Source organism: Streptomyces sp. NPDC101178 (assembly GCF_044767965.1).
GTDB lineage: Bacteria > Actinomycetota > Actinomycetes > Streptomycetales > Streptomycetaceae > Streptomyces.
Genome location: NZ_JBIWOZ010000014.1, coordinates 13,232 through 31,384, shown reverse-complemented (window position 1 = coordinate 31,384; position 18,153 = coordinate 13,232). Strand labels below are relative to the sequence as shown.

Sequence of the window (18,153 nt, the reverse complement as noted above, 5' to 3'; positions counted from 1 at the left end):
TACTTGTATTTTTTTTTTTTTTCGGGCGCTAGATTGGGGTGGCCCGGGGGGGGGGGGGGGGGCGCGGGGGGGGGGGGGGGGGGGGCCGGGGGGGGGGGGGGCGGCCCCCCCCCGCCCCCCCCGCCCCGTTGTCGCTGGTCAGGCGCGTTTACCAGCGGTACCAGCGGCCTCGTCGGCCACCGCTGCCGGCAGGCCGGACGAAGAACCCCACGAGCCACAGCACCAGCACGATCACGGCGATCCACCAGAGGGCCTTGACCGCGAAACCGATACCGAAGAGAACCAGGGCGAGCAGAAGAACGAGAAGCAGGGGAACCATGATTATCAACCTCCGGGAATTCAGGTTCCCGGCTTCATCTTCCCTACGCGCCATGGGCGGTGATCAGTTTTATTTTTTCTTCACACCGGGCGGCGTGCCGCGTGGCCGGGTGTGCGCGACGCCGGGGCGGGTGAGGGTGGTAGGAAGGCGCGAGCGGGGGCGACGGCGCGGCCGGCAGCGGCGGCGGGACGGAGGAGCAGGGCAGTGTCCGACGAGGTACGGGGATGGCTCTCCCCGAAAGCGGTGGCGGCCGAGGCCGGTGTGAGCCAGGAGTTCGACCTCTCCCAGTGCGTGCGGGAGCCGATCCATCTGCTCGGCGGCGTCCAGTCGTACGGGGCCCTGGTCGCCGCGCGGCTGGAGGACGCCGTGGTGGACACGGTGAGCCGGAACGCGGCCGAGGTGCTGGGCCGGGCGGCCCAAGAGCTGGTGGGCCGCCCGGTCACGGAGCTGATCGGTGAGGAGCAGTGGGCGCTGGCGCGGGAGAGCATGGAGGCGGGAAGCCTCGGGGAGGGGACCGCCGGCGGGGTTTCGGGGCCGGGTCCGGAGCGGGCCGCCGACGGGCCCGCTGCCTCCGGGGTGCTGGCGCTCTCGCTGGAGTCGGGCGACGGGCGGGCGCGGCTCTTCGACGTGACCGTCCACCGGGTCGCGGAGCTGCTGGTGCTGGAGTTCGAACCGCGTTCCACCGAGGCCCCGTTCGTCTTCCAGAACTTCTACCCCCGGGTCCGGGGCGCCCTGCACCGGCTCCAGGGCGCCACCGGCGTCACCGAGTGCTGCGCGGCCGCCGTCCGTGAGGTCCAGGCGCTCACCGGCTACGACCGGGTGGTGGCGTACCGGTTCGACGGCGTCGACGGACCCGGCCAGGTCATCGCGGAGGTGCGGAACGAGGGCCGGGAGCCGTGGCTCGGGCTCTGGTTCCCGGCCACCGACATCCCGCCGCAGGCCCGCCGCCTCTACGCCCGCAACTGGATCCGGGTCATCGGGGACGTGGACGACGCGACGGTGGGGCTGCTGCCGGAGCTGCGGGAAGGGGCGGGCGAGCCGCTGGACCTGTCGGGCTCGATACTCCGTACCGTCTCCGGCTACCACCTGGAGTACCTGCGCAACATCGGCGTGGCCTCGTCCATGTCCGTATCGCTGCTGCACGACGGCGAGTTGTGGGGGCTGATCGCCTGCCACGGTGACGAGCCGCGCCGGCTGACGCCCGAAGTACGGGCGGCCTGCGAGTTCTTCGGGATCGCGCTGTCCCTGCAACTGGCGGCCGTGGCCGAGCGCGAGCAGGCGGACGAGCTGTCCGGCTACCGGCGGGCGCTGGCCACGCTGCTGGCCCGGCTCAGCTCGCAGGAGCCGGACGTGTTGCTGCGACCCGACTCCGGACTGGCCGAACTCCTGTGTGCGGACGGTGCGTTGCTCGTACAAGGAGGCGGTACGGAGGTGTCGGCGACGGGTGACCCGGTTCCGGCCGCGCTGCCCGGGCTGCTGGAGCGGCTGGCGGGCGCGAGTCCGGTGGGCGAGGTGTGGAGCAGTGACCGGGTGCCGGAGGTGCTGGGACTCGACCCGGCGGAGGCCGAGGAGCAGGGGCTGCCCGCGGGCCTCCTCTTCCTGCCCTTCAACCGGGACGGCGACCTGCTGGCCTGGTGGCGCCGGGAGCAGCCCGCGCCCCGGGAGTGGGCGGCCGATCCGGCGCGGCCGGTGCGGACGGGGCCGGGCGGTGAGCGGCTGACCCCGCGCGGTTCCGCCGCCGTCCACCGGGCGACCGTACGCGGACGGAGCACGCCGTGGACCCCGGCGCAGCGAGCCGTGGCCGGGGAGCTGTGGCGGGAGATGTCGGGCCTGCTGAGCCGGCAGATGGCGGAGCTGGCGGCGCGGAACACCGAACTCGCCCGGACCAACGAGGACCTGGACTCCTTCGCGCACGCGGCGGCCCACGACCTGAAGGAGCCGCTGCGCGGGATCTCGAACGCGGCCGCCTTCATGGTCGAGGACGCCGGGGACGTGCTGGACGCCACCTCGCTGCGCCGCCTGACCACCGTACGCCGGCTCGCCGAGCGCATGGACGGCCTGCTCGACTCGCTGCTGCACTTCTCGCGGCTGGGCCAAGTGGGCCTGGAGCGGGTGGAGTTGTCGCTGGACGAGGTGGTGGACGACGCGCTGCTCGTGGCCGGGGGCCGGCTGGCGGAGCAGGGCGTGACGGTGGTGCGCCCGGCGCCGCTGCCGCGCCTGCGGGCGGACCGGGAGCGGCTGCGGGAGGTGCTGGAGAACCTGTTCGTCAACGCGGCCAAGTACGCGGCGGACGAGGGCGCTTCGGGAGAGCGGCGGCTCTGGGTGGAGGCGGTGCCGGTGGCGGAGCCGGGCGGAGGCGAGGCGGTCGCCGTCGTCGTACGGGACAACGGCATCGGCATCCCGCCCGGCCAGCAGGAGGACGTCCTCCAGCTGTTCCGCCGACTGCACCGCCGCGAGGAGCGCGGCGGCGGCTCGGGCGTCGGCCTCGCCGTGGTCAAGCGGATCGTGGAGCGCCACGGGGGCCGGCTCTGGCTGGAGAGCCCGGTGGCGGCGCCGGACGGAGACCGGGAGGCGGGCGGTGGCGGTCCGGGGACGGCGGTGTGGTTCACGCTGGGCGCCGCCGGTACCCCGTAACCCCTGGGGTGTGTCCGGCGGACCAGGGCCGGACACGCCCTATGCCTTCTGGGCCATCCAGAAGTCGACCGCGCCGCGCAGAACCGTCTGGAACAGCTCGAAGTTGACGGGCTTGTAGATGTAGCTGTCCGCGCCCGCCGCGTAGCACGCGTCCTCCTCCGCCGAGGAGGTCGACGAGGTGAAGACCACCACGGTCAGCGAGGCGCACGCGGCCTGCGCGCGCAGGTTCGACAGGAGCGTCAGGCCGTTCACGCCCGGCATGTTGAGGTCCAGCAGCACCAGGTCGGGGGTGGGCGCGGCGGGGTCGAGGAGGCGCGCCACCACGGCGTCGCTGCGCGGGGCGAACTCCACGTGCAGGGAGGGATGGGAGCGGGAGAGGGCCCGCTGGATGGCCTCGGTGTCCTCCTCCGAGTCCTCCACGACGAGGATCAGTCCGTCGCTGTTCATCGGGGACCTGCCTGTTCACGGGGGCGGGTGGTCATCGGCGGCTCCGGCTGTCCACCGGGTCGGCTGGTCATCGCAGGGCCGCCTGTTCGAGCTGGAGGTCGTGGGGGAGCAGACCCGCGCCCGGCTGTACGCCGATCCAGCGGGCCACGAGCAGGGCGATGTCGTCCTGTCCGGAGTCGCGGAACACCTTGGCCTGCCGGGCCAGGCTCTCCGCGATGTGGGCGGCGTCGGACCCGCGCAGCGCGGCGAGCCGCCCGGGCAGGACGCTCTCGAAGAACGCGCCGCCGGCCTCCCGCGACTCGGTGAGCCCGTCGGTGAACAGCACCAGGGTGTCGCCGGCGGTGAGCCGCTCCTCGTGGCTGTCGTAGGAGACGTCGTCCAGGACGCCGAGGAGGAGCCCGCCGGAGAGCACCTCGGAGACCGTGCCGTCGCCGCGGAGCACCAGGGGCGGGGGGTGGCCCGCGCTGCACGTGCTGAGCAGGGCCGTGCCGTCGGGCTGCGGCGTCAGCGTGGCGACGACCGCGGTGAGGAAGCGGCTGGCCCGCTCCTGGCGCAGGGCCCGGTTGAGCCGGCTGAGGGCGGTGCCCGGGTCGGTGCCTTCCTCCAGCAGGGTGCGCAGGGTGTGGCGGGCCAGGCCGGTGAGGGCCGCCGCCTCCGCGCCGCGTCCGCAGACGTCGCCGATGAGGAGGGCGAGGGAGCCGTCGGGTCTGGGCACGGCGTCGTAGAAGTCGCCGCCGACGTCGAGCATGGGGTCGCCGACCTCGTAACTGGCCGACAGGTCCCACTGGTCGGTGACCGGGAGCTGCGAGGGGAGCAGGTGCTCCTGGAGCGAGAGGACGGCGGTGCGGCGGAGCTCGTAGAGCAGGGCGTTGTCGATGGCGAGCGCGGCCCGGGTGGCGAGGCTGAGGAGGAAGGCGCCGTCCGGCAGCCGGGCCTCGGGGCGCTGGTAGACGAAGGTGATGTAGCCGACGACGCGGCCGCGCGCGCGGAGCGTGCTGACGCTGACGACGGTGGAGTGGGGGCCGTCGCCGGCCGCCGCCTCATCGGGGGCGGCGAAGGGCGAGCCCTCCAGCGCGGCGCCGCTCAGGAACACCGTGTCCTCGTCCTCGCCCCGGCGCCTGAGCAGCGCCGCCAGCCACGGATCGTCGCGGCCGGCCGCCTCCAGTGCGCGCTGCCGCTGGACGGCGACGTGCGTGGCGGCGACGAACTCCGGACCCTCGCCGCGCAGCAGATGGACAAGAGCGCCGTCGGCGACGGCCGGAACGGCGATCCGGGCCACCCGGCGCAGGGTCTCCTCCACGTCCAGGGACGAGTCCATCTGGAGCGAGGCCTCGGCGAGCAGCGCGTCGTCCGCGCCCCGGCGGGCCTCCCGGCCGCGCTGGAGGATGCCGGTGTGGCAGGCCACGATGACGTCGACGGCCTGCGTCAGCCGGCTCTCGACGGCCGCCAGGTCCGCCGAGCCGTCCACGGCGAGGGCCAGCGCCGCCCAGCCGCGGTGGTCCAGCCGGAAGGTGCAGGCCACCACGGAGTCCCCCGGCGCCTGCCGCAGGAACTCCGCCTCCGGCCACACCGCGTCGTCGAGCCCGCCCACGGCGTCCCGGGTCACCACGGGCGCGCCGCCCGGCTCCCGTACGGCGGCCTCCGGCATCGACCGCGTGGTGGCGACGATCACCGGGGCGTCGCTCCCGGCGGTCAGGGCGCGCATGTACCGCAGCACCTGCCGGTCGTCCCACCGCGTCCCCACGACGAGGTGGACGCCCGGGGTGGCGAGGAGCGGCGCGTAGACGTCGTCCGAGAGCGCCGCGACCTCCTCGGCCCGCGAAGCGGCCTGCCAGAGCCGGTGCAGCGCACTGGACCAGGTGTCGTCGACCATGTCCCCCGCCCTCCGGTTTCCGTACGAGGCCCTTGTCCTCCGTCCTCGGCCAGTATGACCGGAGGGCCGGAGTTCATGCCGTGGGAGGGATCACGCGGGCGGGTCCCGCAGAGCGTGCTGTTCTGTGCGCGGCCACTCGTTCGTGGGACCACCTGCTCCGGACATGGCGAGAACTGGACGTGCCCGAGGGGTGGCGCGCCGAGACCGAGGAGTGCGAAGCGTCCGGGCCCTCAGACCCGGGCCGGTGCCTTCTCCGGGGATCCGGGGTCCGTGGGGCCGGGGTCCGTGGAACCGGAGCTGCCGGCCCCCGGTGCGTCCGTCGCCGGGTGCGGGCCGCCCGTCGCCGCGACCGTCGACGACGGCGGCTCCTGGGAGACGTTGAACTCGGTCAGCAGGTCCCTGCTGAAGCCGAAGAAGTACGTGGCGACGAACCCCGCCACGTACCCGACGAGCAGGCCGCCCGCGTAGATCGTGATCGTCGAGCCCAGGCCGTGGTTGCCGTCCAGGAGCGGGAACAGGGCCCAGCCGGACGGGCCGATGGCCGTGGAGCCGACCGTGTCGCCGAGCTGGTTGAACAGGCCGACGAAGCCGCCGCCGAACGCGCCGCCCACGCACGCCGTGATGAACGGGCGGCCCAGCGGCAGCGAGACGCCGTAGATCAGGGGTTCGCCGACGCCGAGCAGGCCGGCCGGGAGCGCCGACTTGATGGTGCGGCGGATCGACTCGTTGCGGGGGAGACGGAAGTAGACGGCCATCGCCGCGCCGACCTGGCCCGCGCCCGCCATCGCCAGGATCGGGAGCAGGACCGTGAAGCCCTGCTGCTCGATCAGCGTCGTGTGGATCGGGATCAGCGCCTGGTGCAGGCCGAGCATCACCAGCGGCAGGAACAGGCCGCCGAGGACGAAGCCCGCGCCCGCGCCGCCGGTGGCGAGCAGCCAGTCGGCGAACGTACCGATCGCGGAGGAGATCTCCCCGGCCACGTACATCAGGCCGAAGATCGTCGCCAGGCCGGAGATCAGGACCGTCAGCGTCGGCGTGACCAGCACGTCCAGCGCCTCCGGCACCCAGCGGCGGCACCACTTCTCCACGTACACGGCGAGGACCGCCGCGCCCAGCGCGCCGAGCACACCGCCCTGGCCGGGGGAGAGGGTCTGGCCGAAGGCGTCGATGTTCGCGACGCCCGGGAAGACGATGATCGCCGCCACCGCACCGCCCAGGATCGGCGTACCGCCGAACTCCTTCGCCGTGTTGTAGCCCACGAACACCGCGATCAGCGCCATGAAGCCGGACGCCATCGCCGCCAGCGCCGGCGTCACGGCGGGCAGCCAGCCGAGGTTGACCAGCAGCCCGTTGAGGCCCGCGATGATGCCGCAGCCGATGAGCGCCGGGATCAGCGGTACGAAGATGTTGGCGATCTTGCGCAGGAACAGCTTGAACGGGGTGGCGTTCTTCGCCTTCTGCTGCGCCTTGATCGCCGCGCCCTGTGCCGCCAGTTCCTCGGCCGACACGGTGGCCTGCGCGGGGGCCGGTGCCGCCTCGCGGCCCTCCGCCACCAGGCGCTCGAACTCCGGCGTGACCCGCGCGACCGTGCCCGGACCCAGCACGATCTGGTACGTGTCGTCCTCGACCACGCCCATCACGGCGGGCAGGGCCTTCAGCGCCTCGTCGTCGACGAGGGACCGGTCGTGCAGACCGAGGCGGAGCCGGGTCATGCAGTGGGCGATGGAGCTGACGTTCGCGGCGCCGCCGACGAGCGGGAGGATCGCGGCGGCGGTGGCGCGGTTCTTGTCTTCAGTGGCCATGGTGCGAGGTGCCTTGCTGTGCGGGGCGTGGAGGGCCCAGGGGTGGGTCAGGTGGTGCGTACGGCCGCGAGCGCGGCGCGCAGGTGGCCGTCCGACTCGGTCAGGAGCCGGGCGGCGGTGGGGCCGTCGACTCCGCCGAGGATGGTGAGGATCGCGTTCTTGACCTCGCCGTCGGTGGCGGCGAGCGCGGCCTCGATCTCGGCGTCGGACGCGCCGGTGGCCAGGGAGACGATGTGCCGGGAGCGGGCCCGCAGCTTCTCGTTGGAGGCGCGGACGTCGACCATGAGATTCCCGTACGTCTTGCCGAGCCGGATCATGGTGATCGTCGAGATCATGTTGAGGACGAGCTTCTGGGCCGTGCCCGCCTTCAGCCGGGTCGAGCCGGTGAGCAGCTCGGGGCCGGTGACGATCTCCAGGCCGTGCTCGGCGGCGGCGGCGAGCGCCGAGCCCGCGTTGCAGGAGAGGCCGATGGTGAGGGCACCCTGGTCCCGCGCGTGCTCGACCGCGCCGATCGCGTACGGCGTGCGGCCGGAGGCGGAGATCCCGACCACCGTGTCGTCCGCCGTCAGCTTCAGCGCGTCCAGGTCGGCGGCGGCCAGCTCTTTGCTGTCCTCGGCCCCCTCGACCGCCTTCACCATCGCGGACGGGCCGCCCGCGATCAGGCCGATGACCTCGGACGGGTCGGTGTTGAAGGTGGGCGGGCACTCGCTGGCGTCCAGCACGCCGAGGCGGCCCGCGGTGCCCGCGCCCGCGTAGATCAGCCGGCCGCCGCGGGCCATGCGCTCGGCGGCGGCGTCGATGGCGGCGGCGATCTGCGGCAGCCGCTCGGCGACGGCGGCGGGGACGGTGGTGTCCTCGCTGTTCATGATCCGTGCGATCTCCGGCGTGGCCAGCCGGTCGATCTCGGCGAGCTCGGGGCGGAAGGCCTCGGTGGTGAGCGTGGCCAGCTGGGCGCGGAGCTCGCCGTAGCCCTCAGGGGAGGCGGGAGTGTCGGTGGTGGAGGTCATGGAGGGCGGCTCTGCTTTCTCGTGCTCGTACGCGTACGGGTGGTGCTGGATCAACGGGTGGAGCGCGGGCTGTGGCGGTGGGCCAGCGCTTCGTAGGAGGCGGCGAGGGCGGGCGCGGCCGTCTCGTACGTCCGCTGCGCCACGCCTATGAACAGGCAGTCCACGACCAGCAGCTGGCTCGTCCGGCTCGACATGGCGGCGGGCCGCAGCTCGCTCTCGCGGGCCGTGGAGGTGGTGAGCACATGGTCCGCGTACTGCGATACGGGCCCGTCGGGCCGTCCGGTGATCGCGACCGTCGTCGCCCCCCGGTCGAACGCGACCCGCAGCGGCTCGATCACGTCACCGGTCGACCCCGAGTGCGTGATCGCTATGGCCATGTCACCGGCGCGCAGCTGCACCGCGTTGGTCACCGCGAGGTGCGGGTCGGTGTGGGCGTGGGCTATCAGGCCGATCCGGAGCAGCTTCTGCGCCAGGTCCTGGCCGACGAGGGAGGAGGCGCCGACGCCGTAGATGTCGATGCGGCGGGCCGCCGACGCGGCGGCCACGGCGGCGCCCAGCTGTACGGTGTCGAGCCCGGCGGCCGTGTCCGCGAGGGTCTGCTGCTCGTCGAAGGCGAGCTTGGCGACCACCTCGGCGATCGGGTCGTCCACCGCGATGTCGGCCGTGACGGCGGGCGAGCGGCCCGACTCCTGGTGCGCGGCGAGCCCGGCCAGCGCGAGGCGCAGGTCCCGGTAGCCGGGGTAGCCGAGGAGGCGGGCGGTGCGGACGACGGTCGCCTCACTGGTGCCGGTGAGCTCGGCGAGACCGGTGACGGTGAGGGCGGCACATCCGGCCGGGTCGCCCGCGACGGCTTCGGCGACCAGCTGCATGGAGCGGGTCATGGAGGGCGCGAGCGTCCGCACCTTCGCGGCGAGGGCCGCGGGAGCGGGCGGGGAGTCGCCGTTGAAAATTTCCTTCACGTCTTGGGTCACGCCTGAAAGATATTTTCAACCCGGAGTCCCGTCAACCCCCTGTGGACCCCCGGTGGTCCCTACCTCTGGCGCCGCCCCGCACGTACGCGGGCGCACAATGGGGGCATGGAGCTGAACCCCCTGGAGCAGGCACTGCACACCGCCCGCGCGCTGGTCATGGCCGATCTCGTCGCGGGCGATGTCGCCGAGGCGGACGTCGTCTCGCTCGTCGAGGACGCCGTGACGCACCGCCGGTGGTGGGTCGAGCAGTGGCCGGAGGGCGCGGAGTTCGTCGCCGGGCTGGTCGCCCAGGACGTGCAGGACGCGCTGCTGGAGAAGTACGGGCGGTGGCCGCTCTGCCCCGCCTGCGCCGAGGAGGAGCCGCACGCGCTGGACGTCGAACCGGAGCTCGGGCCCGACCCGCACTGGGTGTGCGTGAAGGCGGCCGTGGCCGTCGCGCCGGTCGGGTCACTCGGTGAGGCGCTGCGGCGGTGACCCTCTACATCGACCCGCCCACCTGGCCCGGGCACGGCCGCCTCTGGTCGCACCTGGTCAGCGACGAGTCGTTCGAGGAGCTGCACACCTTCGCCGCCGCGATCGGCTGCCCGCCACGCGCCTTCGAGCGCGACCACTACGACGTACCGGAGGCGTATTACGCGGACGCGGTGCGGGCCGGAGCGCGGGAGATCGGCTCGAAGGAGCTGGTCCGCCGCCTCACGGCCGCCGGGCTCCGGCGTCCCAAAGGGCGCGCGGCGCCGCGGTAGCGAGCCGCCCACAGGTCGCGCGCAACCCCCGTCCGGACCGGGTCCGGACTCACGCCAACCGCTGCTGCCAGTCCTCGGGCACTGCTCCGGCCGGTCCGGGAACGGGCTGGTCGGCCGGGTGGGAGGTGGGCGGAGCAAGCTGCGGGCCCTCGTAGAACTGCTGCGTCTCGTTGTTGTAGAACCACTCCTCGCCCGGTTCGTAGCTGGTGATGAAGGGGTGGCCGGCCGCTCGGGAGTGGCTGGTGGCGTGCTGGGACGGGGAGGAGTCGCAGCAGCCGACGCGGCCGCAGGCGGCGCAGCGGCGGAGGTGGAACCACCAGCCGGGACCGTCCCCGGCCAGGCAGTCGGCGCACCCCGGGCCGCTCGGGGCGGCCTGCGGGTCGATACCGGGAATCGCTCGGTCAGCCATGGATGTGCTCCTCGCTCGGTTCCTCGCCGGGCGGTGTCCCACACGGTTGCGGGACCACCGGCCCTTCCAGGCTGCGCCCGGTCCCGGTGGCGGGCCAGCCGGGGGAGCACGGCGGCTCGACCGCCCCGGGGGCGGACCCTCGTCAGCTGCGGTGCTCCGGGTTGGGTGCGTCGAAGCGGCAGCCGGCCTGCCACTCGGGGCGCTGGTTGCCGTACGCGGGGACGCCTCCGGCGCGTTTCAGGAGAGCGGCGAGGTGCATGAGGTTCCAGGCCGCGAAGGTGGTGTTCCGGTTGGTGAAGTCGTTCTCGGGGCCGCCGGAACCGGGATCGAGGTAGCTGGGGCCTGGGCCCGCCTCGCCGATCCAGCCCGCGTCGGCCTGCGGGGGGATGGCGTAGCCGATGTGCTGGAGGCTGTAGAGGATGTTCATGGCGCAGTGCTTGAGGCCGTCCTCGTTGCCGGTGATGAGACAGCCGCCGACCCGTCCGTAGTAGGCGGACTGGCCGGCGTCGTTGAGTTCGGCCGAGTTGGAGTAGAGCCGTTCGATGACGTGCTTCATCACCGAGCTGTTGTCACCGAGCCAGATCGGTCCGCAGAGCACCAGGATGTCGGCGGCCATCACTTCGGCGTACAGCTCCGGCCAGGCATCGGTGGCGGCGCCGTGCTGGGTCATGTCGGGCTGGACGCCGACCGCGAGGTCCCGGTCGACGGGTCGGATCACCCGCGTCCGCACGCCGGCCGCGCGCATCACGGCGGTGCTGCGGGCGATCAGCCCCTCGGTGTTGCTCGTCTCCGGCGACGGCTTGAGGGTGCAGTTGAGGTAGAGGGCGCTGAGGTCGTCGTAACGGGGCGGAGTGGTGGATGGCACGGGCGCGTGTCCTTTCGCGGTGGCTGATGCCACGAGCTTGGAAGACCGGGATGGTGACGGCCATCGCGGTGCGGCGAACGTGGTACGCGCTCCGGCACCCCGGCGCTCCCGCCCGGTACCTCCGGCGTCTCCCGCCCCGCGCGCCAGCGGATGCGGCCCGGGGCGCCGGGCGGGAGAGTGGAACCACGTGCCCTCGGCCGGCCGGGCCGGGGCGGGCCTCCGGGAGGCGCCTCCGATGGATCTGTTTCCCTCGCTGCCCCGGGAGTCCTGGGCCCCGACGAAGGAGACGCTGCACCGGTTTCTCCAGATCGTGGGGAAGGTGCGGCTGGAGTCCAGTGTCCGGCGCAACCACTGGTGGAACGTTCCCTTCCACCTGACCGGCGACGGCATCACCACCCGGCCCTGCGGCCCGCTCGGCGACGGCACCGTGTTCACCGTCGACTTCGACTTCAGCGCCCACCGGCTCCGCGTGTCGACCCTCGACGGGCGCCGGCTGTCGTTCCCTCTGACGGGCCTGTCGGTCGGCGACTTCTACCGCGCGTTCACCGGCGCGCTGGCCCACCTGGGCATCAGCGTGGCCCCGGAGCACCCGTACCCCTTCGACCTGCCCGACGCCGCCAGGCCGTTCGCAGAGGACGACGAACACGCCACGTACGATCCGGCCGCCGTGAGCCGCTACTGGACGATCCTCACCCAGGTCATGCTGATCCTGGAGAAGTACGCGGCCGGGTACTCCGGGAAGACCAGCCCGGTCCACCATTTCTGGCACACCTTCGACATCGCCGTCACCCGGTTCTCCGACCGGCACGTGGTGCAAGGGCTGTCCGTCGATCCGGTGACCCGTGAGGCGTACTCGCGCGAGGTGATCAGCAGCGGCTTCTGGTTCGGCGACGAACGGTCCTACCCCGAACCCGCCTTCTACTCGTACACGGCGCCGGAACCCGAAGGACTGGGGCGGCAGCCGCTGGAACCGTCGGCCGCGCGGTGGACGGAGAGCAACGGCTCCCACCTGGCCCTGCTGCCCTACGACGACGTACGCACCCGGCCGGACGCGTCGGCGGCGATCCTCCGGTTCTACGACTCCGCGTACGCGGCCGGCGCCCGCCTGGCGGGCTGGGACACCGACCGGCTCTGTCCGGGGGGAGTGACCGACCCCCAGGCCGCGACCCCGGCCACGGCACATCCTCGGCCCGGAACGTGACCCGGGAGAGCCGGCGGGCCACGGTCGTGAGCCCGGCCGCCGACCAGATCGGACGACCACGAAGCAGGGATGTGAACCATGTCCACGGAAGGCTTTCCCGCACCCGAGTCAGGGATGCTCCTGACCTACTTCCTCAGCGTCGCCGACGTGCCCCGTTCGCGTGCCTTCTACGCGGACGTCCTCGGCGGTGAGGTCGTTCTCGCCGAGAACCCGTGCACGGTCCGGCTGGCCAACAGCTGGATCATCATGAATCCCGGCGGGGGGCCCACCCCCGACAAACCCGGCATCACCCTGCGCCCACCGGAGGACGTCTCCAGCGCGTCCTGTTTCCTCAACATCCGTGTGGCGGACATCGAGGCCGTCCACCGCGACTGGAGCGCCAAGGGCGCTCGATTCGTCACCGGACCGATCGACCGCAAGGCCGAGATCCGCTGCTACCTGCGCGATCCGGACGGCTATCTGATCGAGGTCGGTCAGGCCACCGGCATGCTCCGCGGTGTCTACGCCGACCCGGCCCCCGGACCACCAAACCGCGCCGAAGACCCCTCACCGTGAGCGGGGGCCGGCACCGCACGGTCCGCGCCCGACGCGCTCCCCGTACCGGTGGCAGCGCTCTTCGCGATCAGCCGCGAACGCGAGACGCCGCCCCGGCCACCCCGCTGAAGCCGCAGCGACACCGTCACCGCCGCCAGCGCCAGGACCGTCATCGCCGCGCCCGCCCACGCCGTGGAGGCGAAGCCGAAGTCCGCGTCGATCACCGTGCCGCCGAGCCACGGGCCGCTCGTGTTGCCTAGGTTGAACGCGGCCGTCGTCGTGGCGCCGGCCAGCGTCGGGGCCGCACCGGCCACGTTGAACATCCGGGCGTTCAGTGCCGGGGCCGTGAAGAACGCCGACAGGCCCAGCAGGAACGCCAGCGCGACCACCGCGACCTGGCTGGAGGCGAACAGGGCCAGCGCCGCCAGGAACACCGTGGACGCCGTGATCCCGCTCAGCAGCACCCCGAAGAGGTGCGCGTCCGCGACCCGGCCGCCGATCGTCGTACCGATCAGCGCACCGACCCCGAAGAGGCCGAGGATCCACGGCACCCATCCCGAGTCCAGGCCCGCCACGTCCGTCAGCAGCGGTGCCAGGTAGCTGAACGCGCAGAACACGCCGCCCGCCGCCAGCGCGGTGATCACGATCGCCAGCCAGACCTGCCGGTCCCGGTAGATCGCCAGCTCCTGCCGCAGCTGCGGCTTCTTCTCCGGCAGCGGGATGTGCGGGATGCGGGTGACGACCCCCACCAGCGCCACCGCCGACGCCACACCCACCGCCCAGAACGCCGACCGCCAGCCGAGGTGCTCACCGAGGAAGGCCCCCATCGGCACGCCCAGCACGTTGGCGATGGACAGGCCGCCGATCATCACGGCCATCGCCCGCGCCCGTTGGTTCACCGGGACCATCGCGATGGCCACCGCCGCCCCGACCGCCCAGAACCCCGCGCAGGCGAGCGCGCTCACCACCCGGGAGGCGAAGAGCACCTCGTACGTCGGCGCCAGCGCGCCCGCCACCTGCCCGAGGCCGAAGACCGAGATCAGCGCGATCAGGGTCGTCCGGCGCGGCAGCCGCAGCGTGGCCACGGCCAGCAGCGGGGCGCCGACGACCATGCCGATCGCGAAGGCGGATATGAGGAGTCCGGCCTGCGGGATCGAGACGTCCATGTCGTCGGCGATCGGCGGCAGCAGACCCGACAGCATGAACTCGCTGGTGCCGAGAGCGAAGACCGAGAGGCCGAGGATGTATACGGCCAGCGGCATGGGTGTGCGGCGGCGGGAGGTGGAGTCGGGCATGACTCGTTCCAACGCCGGAGAACGTAACCGCATTCCCGGCTCCCGGTACGTGGACGTTGAACGTCCGGCGCGGAACATTCGCCGGTCCGGTCACCGCGGACCGGGCTACCGCTCCAGCAGCTCCAGCTCCGTCGCCAGGTTGTGCCGGGCCCGCGCCTCCCAGGCGGCCGCCCCGTGCGGCGTCCGGAACAGCCTCGGCAGCGCGAGGAGTTGCCGCAGTACGTCGGCCCGCCCGGCCCGGAACGCCTCGTCCGGCACGAACCCGTACTCCTCCCGTACCCGCGCCGCGTACGCCGCGTACTCCTGCGGGTCGCCCGCCAGCACCGCCAGGTCCGCGTCGCACAGCACCTCGCCGTTCCGGTCCCCGTCGGCCGGGTCGTGCGTCACCGTGAGCCGGACCAGCCGTGCGACCTCCGCCGTCACCGCCTCCGCCACCCCCGCCTCGGGCAGCGCGCGCTCGGCGAGGGCGGCGCTGCGCTCCTCGTTCTCCGTGCGGTCGGGCCGGTACACCGCGTCGTGGAACCAGGCGGCCAGCCGCACCGCGTGCACATCGGCGGCGTACGGAGCGAGGGTGTCGATCCGGTCCAGGACCGCCGTCAGATGGGCGGTGGTGTGGTACCGCCGCTGCGGCTCGTCCCAGCGGTCCAGCAGGTTCTCGGCGTACGGCAGCGGATCGGGTCCAGCGCCGGGGCCGTCGCCGGGCGCTCCGGAACGGGCGGCGAGGAGCGTGTCCCGCCAGCGGTCGACTAGCGCGGTACGGGGGTCGCGGGGGCGCGGACTGTCCGTCATGGGACGACCTTAGAGGCTGAGCCTCCGCACGGACCTGGAGGCTGAGCCTCCGCACGGATTCCGGCATCCCTCCACGGCCCGCCGCCTCCGTGCGGTTGGCTGAGAGCCATGACGACCATGGCCTCCTCCGCTCCCGTACGCGATCCCGAACTCCCCGGTCTGCTCCTGCGCACCGAGCGCGACGACCTCCTCCCGCTCCTGCGCGCCACTCCCGAGTCCGCGTACGACCTCCGCACCGCGTGTCCAGGCTGGACCGTCCGCCACGTCCTCGCGCACTGCGCCGCCGCGTTGACCCGGGTGGTGGAGGACCGGCTGGAGGACGGCGTGTTCTCGCCCGAGTCCAACGAGCGGGACATCGCGGAGCGGGCCGGTCTGCCCCTGGCCGCGCTCCTCGACGAGCTGGAGCGCGGGATGACCGAGGCGGGGCCGGTGATCGCGGCGGCGGGCGGGAAACTGGACGGGATCGCGCTCGGCGAGTGGGTGCACGCCGGTGATGTGCGCGAGGCGTGGGGGCTCGACGGGGCGTACGCCGGGCGCGGACTGCCGTACGCCCTGGGCCTGCTGGAGGGCTCGGCGTACGCGAAGGAGATGCCGCGGATCGTCGCCGAGGTGGGAGGCGGGGGAGCGCCTCGGCAGCTCGGTGTCCCGTCGCCCGACGGCCTACCGGCGGGCCGGTACCGGGGCGACGGGCCCACGCTGGTCCGCCTGTACGCGAACCGTCCACTGGTCGGCACGCGGTACGAGCTGCACGGCGTACGGGAAGGGGACCTGCACCTCTTCGACCGGCCGCCGAAGCCGGACGGCCGATGACCGAAAGCGGCGGCGGGCCTTCCGTTCCTCGGACCGGCTCTTGTCGGCCACCGCCGCAGTCAATAGCGTGCGCCCGGTGAAGATGGACCTGAACGCGGACCTGGGCGAGGGCTTCGGCCGCTGGACCCTGACCGACGACGAGGCGCTGCTCGCCTGTGTCACCAGCGCCAACGTGGCGTGCGGCTTCCATGCGGGCGACGCCTCCGTCATGCGGCGGGTCTGTGACGCGGCGGCGGCGAACGGCGTGCGGATCGGGGCGCAGGTCTCGTACCGGGACCTGGCCGGGTTCGGGCGCCGCTCCATGGATGTGCCGGCCGCCGAGCTGGCCGCCGAGGTCGCGTACCAGATCGGCGCCTTGCGGGTGTTCGCGGAGGCGGCCGGCTCGGCCGTCTCGTACGTCAAACCGCACGGCGCCCTCTACAACCGGACCGTCCACGACGAGCAGCAGGCCGCCGCCGTCGTCGCGGGCGTCCGGCTCGCGGGCGGCGGCCTCACCGTCCTCGGCCTGCCCGGCTCCCATCTCCTCGCCCACGCCTCCGCCGCCGGACTGCCCGCCGTGGAGGAGGCCTTCGCCGACCGCGCGTACACCGCGCGGGGCACGCTGGTCCCGCGCGGCGAGGAGGGTGCGGTGGTGCACGACGGCGACGAGGTCGTACGCCGAAGTGTCGGCCTGGCGCTCGACCGCGCGGTCACCGGGGCGGACGGCGGCAGGATCGCCGTCGAGGCCCGCTCGCTCTGCGTCCACGGCGACACTCCGGGCGCCGCCGCCCTCGCGCGCCGGGTGCGGGCGGCGCTGGAGGAGGCGGGCGTGCGGGTGGAGGCGTTCACGTGAGGCTGGGGGACGACGGGACGGAGGCGCGCGAGGCGCGGGAGGTGCGCGTGCTGCCTGCCGGGGCGCACGCCCTCCTCGTCGAACTGGCCGACGGCGAGCGGGCCGAGGCCTTCCACGCCGAGCTGCTCCGCCGCCGCGCGCGGGGCGCACTTCCCGGGGTACGCGAGATCGTGCCGGGCGCTCGGACCGTGCTGCTCGACGGTATCGAGGACGTCAGCGGCCGCATTCCCGCAGCTCGTGACCGGCTCGCCCGCGACGGTCTCGCCCGTGACCGGCTCGCTCGTGACCTTCTCTCCTGGTCCGTTCCGCCCCCGCGCCGCGAGGAGCGGGACGCGGTCGAGATCCCGGTCGTGTACGACGGGCCCGATCTGGACGAGGTCGCCGCGCTCTGGGGTGTCGGTGTCGACGAGGTGGCCGGGCTGCACTCCCGTGCGGCGTTCCGGGTGGCCTTCTGCGGGTTCGCGCCGGGGTTCGGTTACCTGACCGGGTTGCCCGAGCACCTGCATGTGCCCCGGCGTGCGACCCCGCGTACGAGGGTTCCGGCCGGTGCGGTGGCCCTCGCCGGGCCGTACACCGGGGTCTACCCGCGTCCTTCGCCCGGCGGCTGGCAGCTCATCGGGCGCATGGCGGACCCGGCGGCCGCGCTGTGGGACCCGGGCAGGGAACCGGCGGCGCTGCTGGGGCCGGGGACCCGGGTGCGCTTCGTGGCCGCCGAACCCGGGCCCGTACCCCCACCCCGTACGGAGACGGGCCGATGACCTCCGAACGGAACGGGCTCCTCCACGTCGTCCGGCCCGGCGCCCTCACCACCGTCCAGGACGCGGGCCGGCCCGGCTGGGCGCATCTCGGCGTCGGGCGGGCCGGGGCCCTCGACGCGACCGCCGCCCGGCTGGCCAACCGGCTCGTGGGCAACGCGCCGGGCGCCGCCCTCCTGGAGACCACCGTCACCGGGTGCGCCGTCCGCCCGGACCGGCCCGTGGTGGCCGTCGTCGGCGGTGCGGGGTGCCGGGTGCGCGTCGACGGGCGGCCCGTGGCGTGGGGCGCGCCCGTGCGGGTTCCGGCGGGCGCGGTGCTGGACGTGGGGCCCGCGCTCACCGGCGTACGCGGCTATCTGGCGTTCGCGGGCGGCCTGGAGCCGGAACCGGTCCTGGGCAGCCGCTCCGCCGACCTCCTCTCGGGGATCGGCCCGGCCCCGCTGAGCGAAGGTGACACGCTGCCGCTGGGCGAAGCGGCCGACGGGCCACCGCAAGGCCCCGTCCCCTGGCCCGGCGCCCCCACCGAGCTGGTCCTGCCACTCCATCTCGGCCCGCGCCACTCCTGGTTCACGGACGCCGCCCTCCGTACCCTCACCACCGCCGCCTACCGGGTCTCCCCGCACAGCAACCGCATCGGCCTCCGCACCGAAGGCCCCGCCCTGGAACGGGCCCGCGGCGGCGAACTGCCCAGCGAAGGCATGGTGCTGGGTGCGATCCAGGTCCCGCCGGACGGCCTTCCCGTCGTCTTCCTCAACGACCACCCGACGACCGGCGGCTATCCGGTCGTCGGCGTCGTACCGGAAACCGCCCTCGCCGGGGCGGCGCAGGCGGTTCCGGGAACACGCGTCCGTTTCGTACGAGCGTGAG

General features: G+C 73.7%; 19 protein-coding genes. 9 read left to right on the top strand and 10 right to left on the bottom strand.

What is annotated here, in order from left to right:
• Nucleotides 1–148: 148 nt before the first annotated feature.
• Nucleotides 149–319, bottom strand: coding sequence for a DUF5670 family protein (locus tag ACIRR8_RS30175; protein ID WP_404070800.1), 171 nt, complete (start codon nucleotides 317–319; stop codon nucleotides 149–151).
• 204 nt (nucleotides 320–523) lie between these two features.
• Between ACIRR8_RS30175 and ACIRR8_RS30170 the strand changes: the two genes are divergently transcribed.
• On the top strand, nucleotides 524–2,953 hold the full coding sequence (locus ACIRR8_RS30170) for an ATP-binding protein (protein ID WP_404070797.1): 2,430 nt from the start codon (nucleotides 524–526) through the stop codon (nucleotides 2,951–2,953).
• Nucleotides 2,954–2,992: 39 nt separating this feature from the next.
• Here ACIRR8_RS30170 and ACIRR8_RS30165 read toward each other — a convergent pair whose 3' ends face one another.
• The 5 genes from ACIRR8_RS30165 to ACIRR8_RS30145 form a co-directional block, all read right to left on the bottom strand.
• Nucleotides 2,993–3,400 carry a response regulator gene (locus ACIRR8_RS30165; protein ID WP_404070794.1) on the bottom strand — a complete coding sequence of 136 codons (408 nt, stop codon included), beginning with the start codon at nucleotides 3,398–3,400 and terminating at the stop codon, nucleotides 2,993–2,995.
• 67 nt (nucleotides 3,401–3,467) lie between these two features.
• Entirely contained in the window at nucleotides 3,468–5,273 is a 1,806-nt protein-coding gene (locus ACIRR8_RS30160; RefSeq protein ID WP_404070791.1) for a PP2C family protein-serine/threonine phosphatase, read from the bottom strand.
• A 230-nt stretch (nucleotides 5,274–5,503) separates the two neighbouring features.
• Nucleotides 5,504–7,075 (bottom strand): PTS transporter subunit EIIC, encoded by a 1,572-nt coding sequence (locus ACIRR8_RS30155; protein WP_404070789.1) that lies wholly within the window; start codon nucleotides 7,073–7,075, stop codon nucleotides 5,504–5,506.
• 47 nt (nucleotides 7,076–7,122) lie between these two features.
• Nucleotides 7,123–8,082: an N-acetylmuramic acid 6-phosphate etherase gene (gene murQ / locus ACIRR8_RS30150; protein ID WP_404070786.1), complete on the bottom strand. Its 960-nt coding sequence runs from the start codon at nucleotides 8,080–8,082 to the stop codon at nucleotides 7,123–7,125.
• Between the two features lie 50 nt (nucleotides 8,083–8,132).
• Nucleotides 8,133–9,053: a MurR/RpiR family transcriptional regulator gene (locus ACIRR8_RS30145; RefSeq protein ID WP_404070783.1), complete on the bottom strand. Its 921-nt coding sequence runs from the start codon at nucleotides 9,051–9,053 to the stop codon at nucleotides 8,133–8,135.
• A 105-nt stretch (nucleotides 9,054–9,158) separates the two neighbouring features.
• Here ACIRR8_RS30145 and ACIRR8_RS30140 point away from each other — a divergent pair, with 105 nt between their 5' ends.
• Both ACIRR8_RS30140 and ACIRR8_RS30135 read left to right on the top strand, forming a co-directional pair.
• A complete protein-coding gene (locus ACIRR8_RS30140) occupies nucleotides 9,159–9,527 on the top strand; it encodes a hypothetical protein (protein ID WP_404070780.1) in 369 nt (122 codons plus the stop codon).
• Nucleotides 9,524–9,796 carry a DUF4031 domain-containing protein gene (locus ACIRR8_RS30135; protein ID WP_237327198.1) on the top strand — a complete coding sequence of 91 codons (273 nt, stop codon included), beginning with the start codon at nucleotides 9,524–9,526 and terminating at the stop codon, nucleotides 9,794–9,796. Before ACIRR8_RS30140 ends, ACIRR8_RS30135 begins: the two co-directional genes overlap by 4 nt.
• A 49-nt stretch (nucleotides 9,797–9,845) precedes the next feature.
• Here the strand turns inward: ACIRR8_RS30135 and ACIRR8_RS30130 are convergent, their stop codons facing one another.
• Both ACIRR8_RS30130 and ACIRR8_RS30125 read right to left on the bottom strand, forming a co-directional pair.
• The gene (locus ACIRR8_RS30130) at nucleotides 9,846–10,205 is read right to left on the bottom strand and encodes a UBP-type zinc finger domain-containing protein (protein WP_387922874.1); all 360 of its coding nucleotides are present in this window, start codon (nucleotides 10,203–10,205) and stop codon (nucleotides 9,846–9,848) included.
• 142 nt (nucleotides 10,206–10,347) lie between these two features.
• Nucleotides 10,348–11,070 (bottom strand): flavodoxin family protein, encoded by a 723-nt coding sequence (locus tag ACIRR8_RS30125; protein ID WP_404070776.1) that lies wholly within the window; start codon nucleotides 11,068–11,070, stop codon nucleotides 10,348–10,350.
• A 235-nt stretch (nucleotides 11,071–11,305) separates the two neighbouring features.
• Between ACIRR8_RS30125 and ACIRR8_RS30120 the strand changes: the two genes are divergently transcribed.
• Both ACIRR8_RS30120 and ACIRR8_RS30115 read left to right on the top strand, forming a co-directional pair.
• Nucleotides 11,306–12,271 (top strand): DUF5996 family protein, encoded by a 966-nt coding sequence (locus ACIRR8_RS30120; RefSeq protein WP_404070772.1) that lies wholly within the window; start codon nucleotides 11,306–11,308, stop codon nucleotides 12,269–12,271.
• A 78-nt stretch (nucleotides 12,272–12,349) separates the two neighbouring features.
• The gene (locus ACIRR8_RS30115; protein ID WP_404070770.1) at nucleotides 12,350–12,826 is read left to right on the top strand and encodes a VOC family protein; all 477 of its coding nucleotides are present in this window, start codon (nucleotides 12,350–12,352) and stop codon (nucleotides 12,824–12,826) included.
• Here ACIRR8_RS30115 and ACIRR8_RS30110 read toward each other — a convergent pair.
• Complete coding sequence (locus ACIRR8_RS30110; RefSeq protein ID WP_404070983.1) at nucleotides 12,772–14,067, bottom strand: Cmx/CmrA family chloramphenicol efflux MFS transporter; 1,296 nt, start codon at nucleotides 14,065–14,067, stop codon at nucleotides 12,772–12,774. The genes ACIRR8_RS30115 and ACIRR8_RS30110 overlap by 55 nt on opposite strands.
• Nucleotides 14,068–14,205: 138 nt before the next feature.
• Nucleotides 14,206–14,889 (bottom strand): hypothetical protein, encoded by a 684-nt coding sequence (locus ACIRR8_RS30105; RefSeq protein WP_404070767.1) that lies wholly within the window; start codon nucleotides 14,887–14,889, stop codon nucleotides 14,206–14,208.
• 108 nt (nucleotides 14,890–14,997) lie between these two features.
• Between ACIRR8_RS30105 and ACIRR8_RS30100 the strand changes: the two genes are divergently transcribed.
• The 4 genes from ACIRR8_RS30100 to ACIRR8_RS30085 all read left to right on the top strand — a co-directional run bounded on the left by ACIRR8_RS30100 (nucleotide 14,998) and on the right by ACIRR8_RS30085 (nucleotide 18,152).
• Nucleotides 14,998–15,699: a maleylpyruvate isomerase family mycothiol-dependent enzyme gene (locus tag ACIRR8_RS30100; RefSeq protein WP_404070764.1), complete on the top strand. Its 702-nt coding sequence runs from the start codon at nucleotides 14,998–15,000 to the stop codon at nucleotides 15,697–15,699.
• Between the two features lie 82 nt (nucleotides 15,700–15,781).
• Complete coding sequence (locus ACIRR8_RS30095; protein WP_404070982.1) at nucleotides 15,782–16,531, top strand: LamB/YcsF family protein; 750 nt, start codon at nucleotides 15,782–15,784, stop codon at nucleotides 16,529–16,531.
• Nucleotides 16,528–17,289 carry an allophanate hydrolase subunit 1 gene (locus ACIRR8_RS30090; protein WP_404070762.1) on the top strand — a complete coding sequence of 254 codons (762 nt, stop codon included), beginning with the start codon at nucleotides 16,528–16,530 and terminating at the stop codon, nucleotides 17,287–17,289. Before ACIRR8_RS30095 ends, ACIRR8_RS30090 begins: the two co-directional genes overlap by 4 nt.
• Nucleotides 17,286–18,152: a biotin-dependent carboxyltransferase family protein gene (locus ACIRR8_RS30085; RefSeq protein ID WP_404070759.1), complete on the top strand. Its 867-nt coding sequence runs from the start codon at nucleotides 17,286–17,288 to the stop codon at nucleotides 18,150–18,152. The genes ACIRR8_RS30090 and ACIRR8_RS30085 overlap by 4 nt, the downstream gene beginning before the upstream one ends.
• The last annotated feature ends 1 nt before the right edge of the window (nucleotide 18,153 follow it).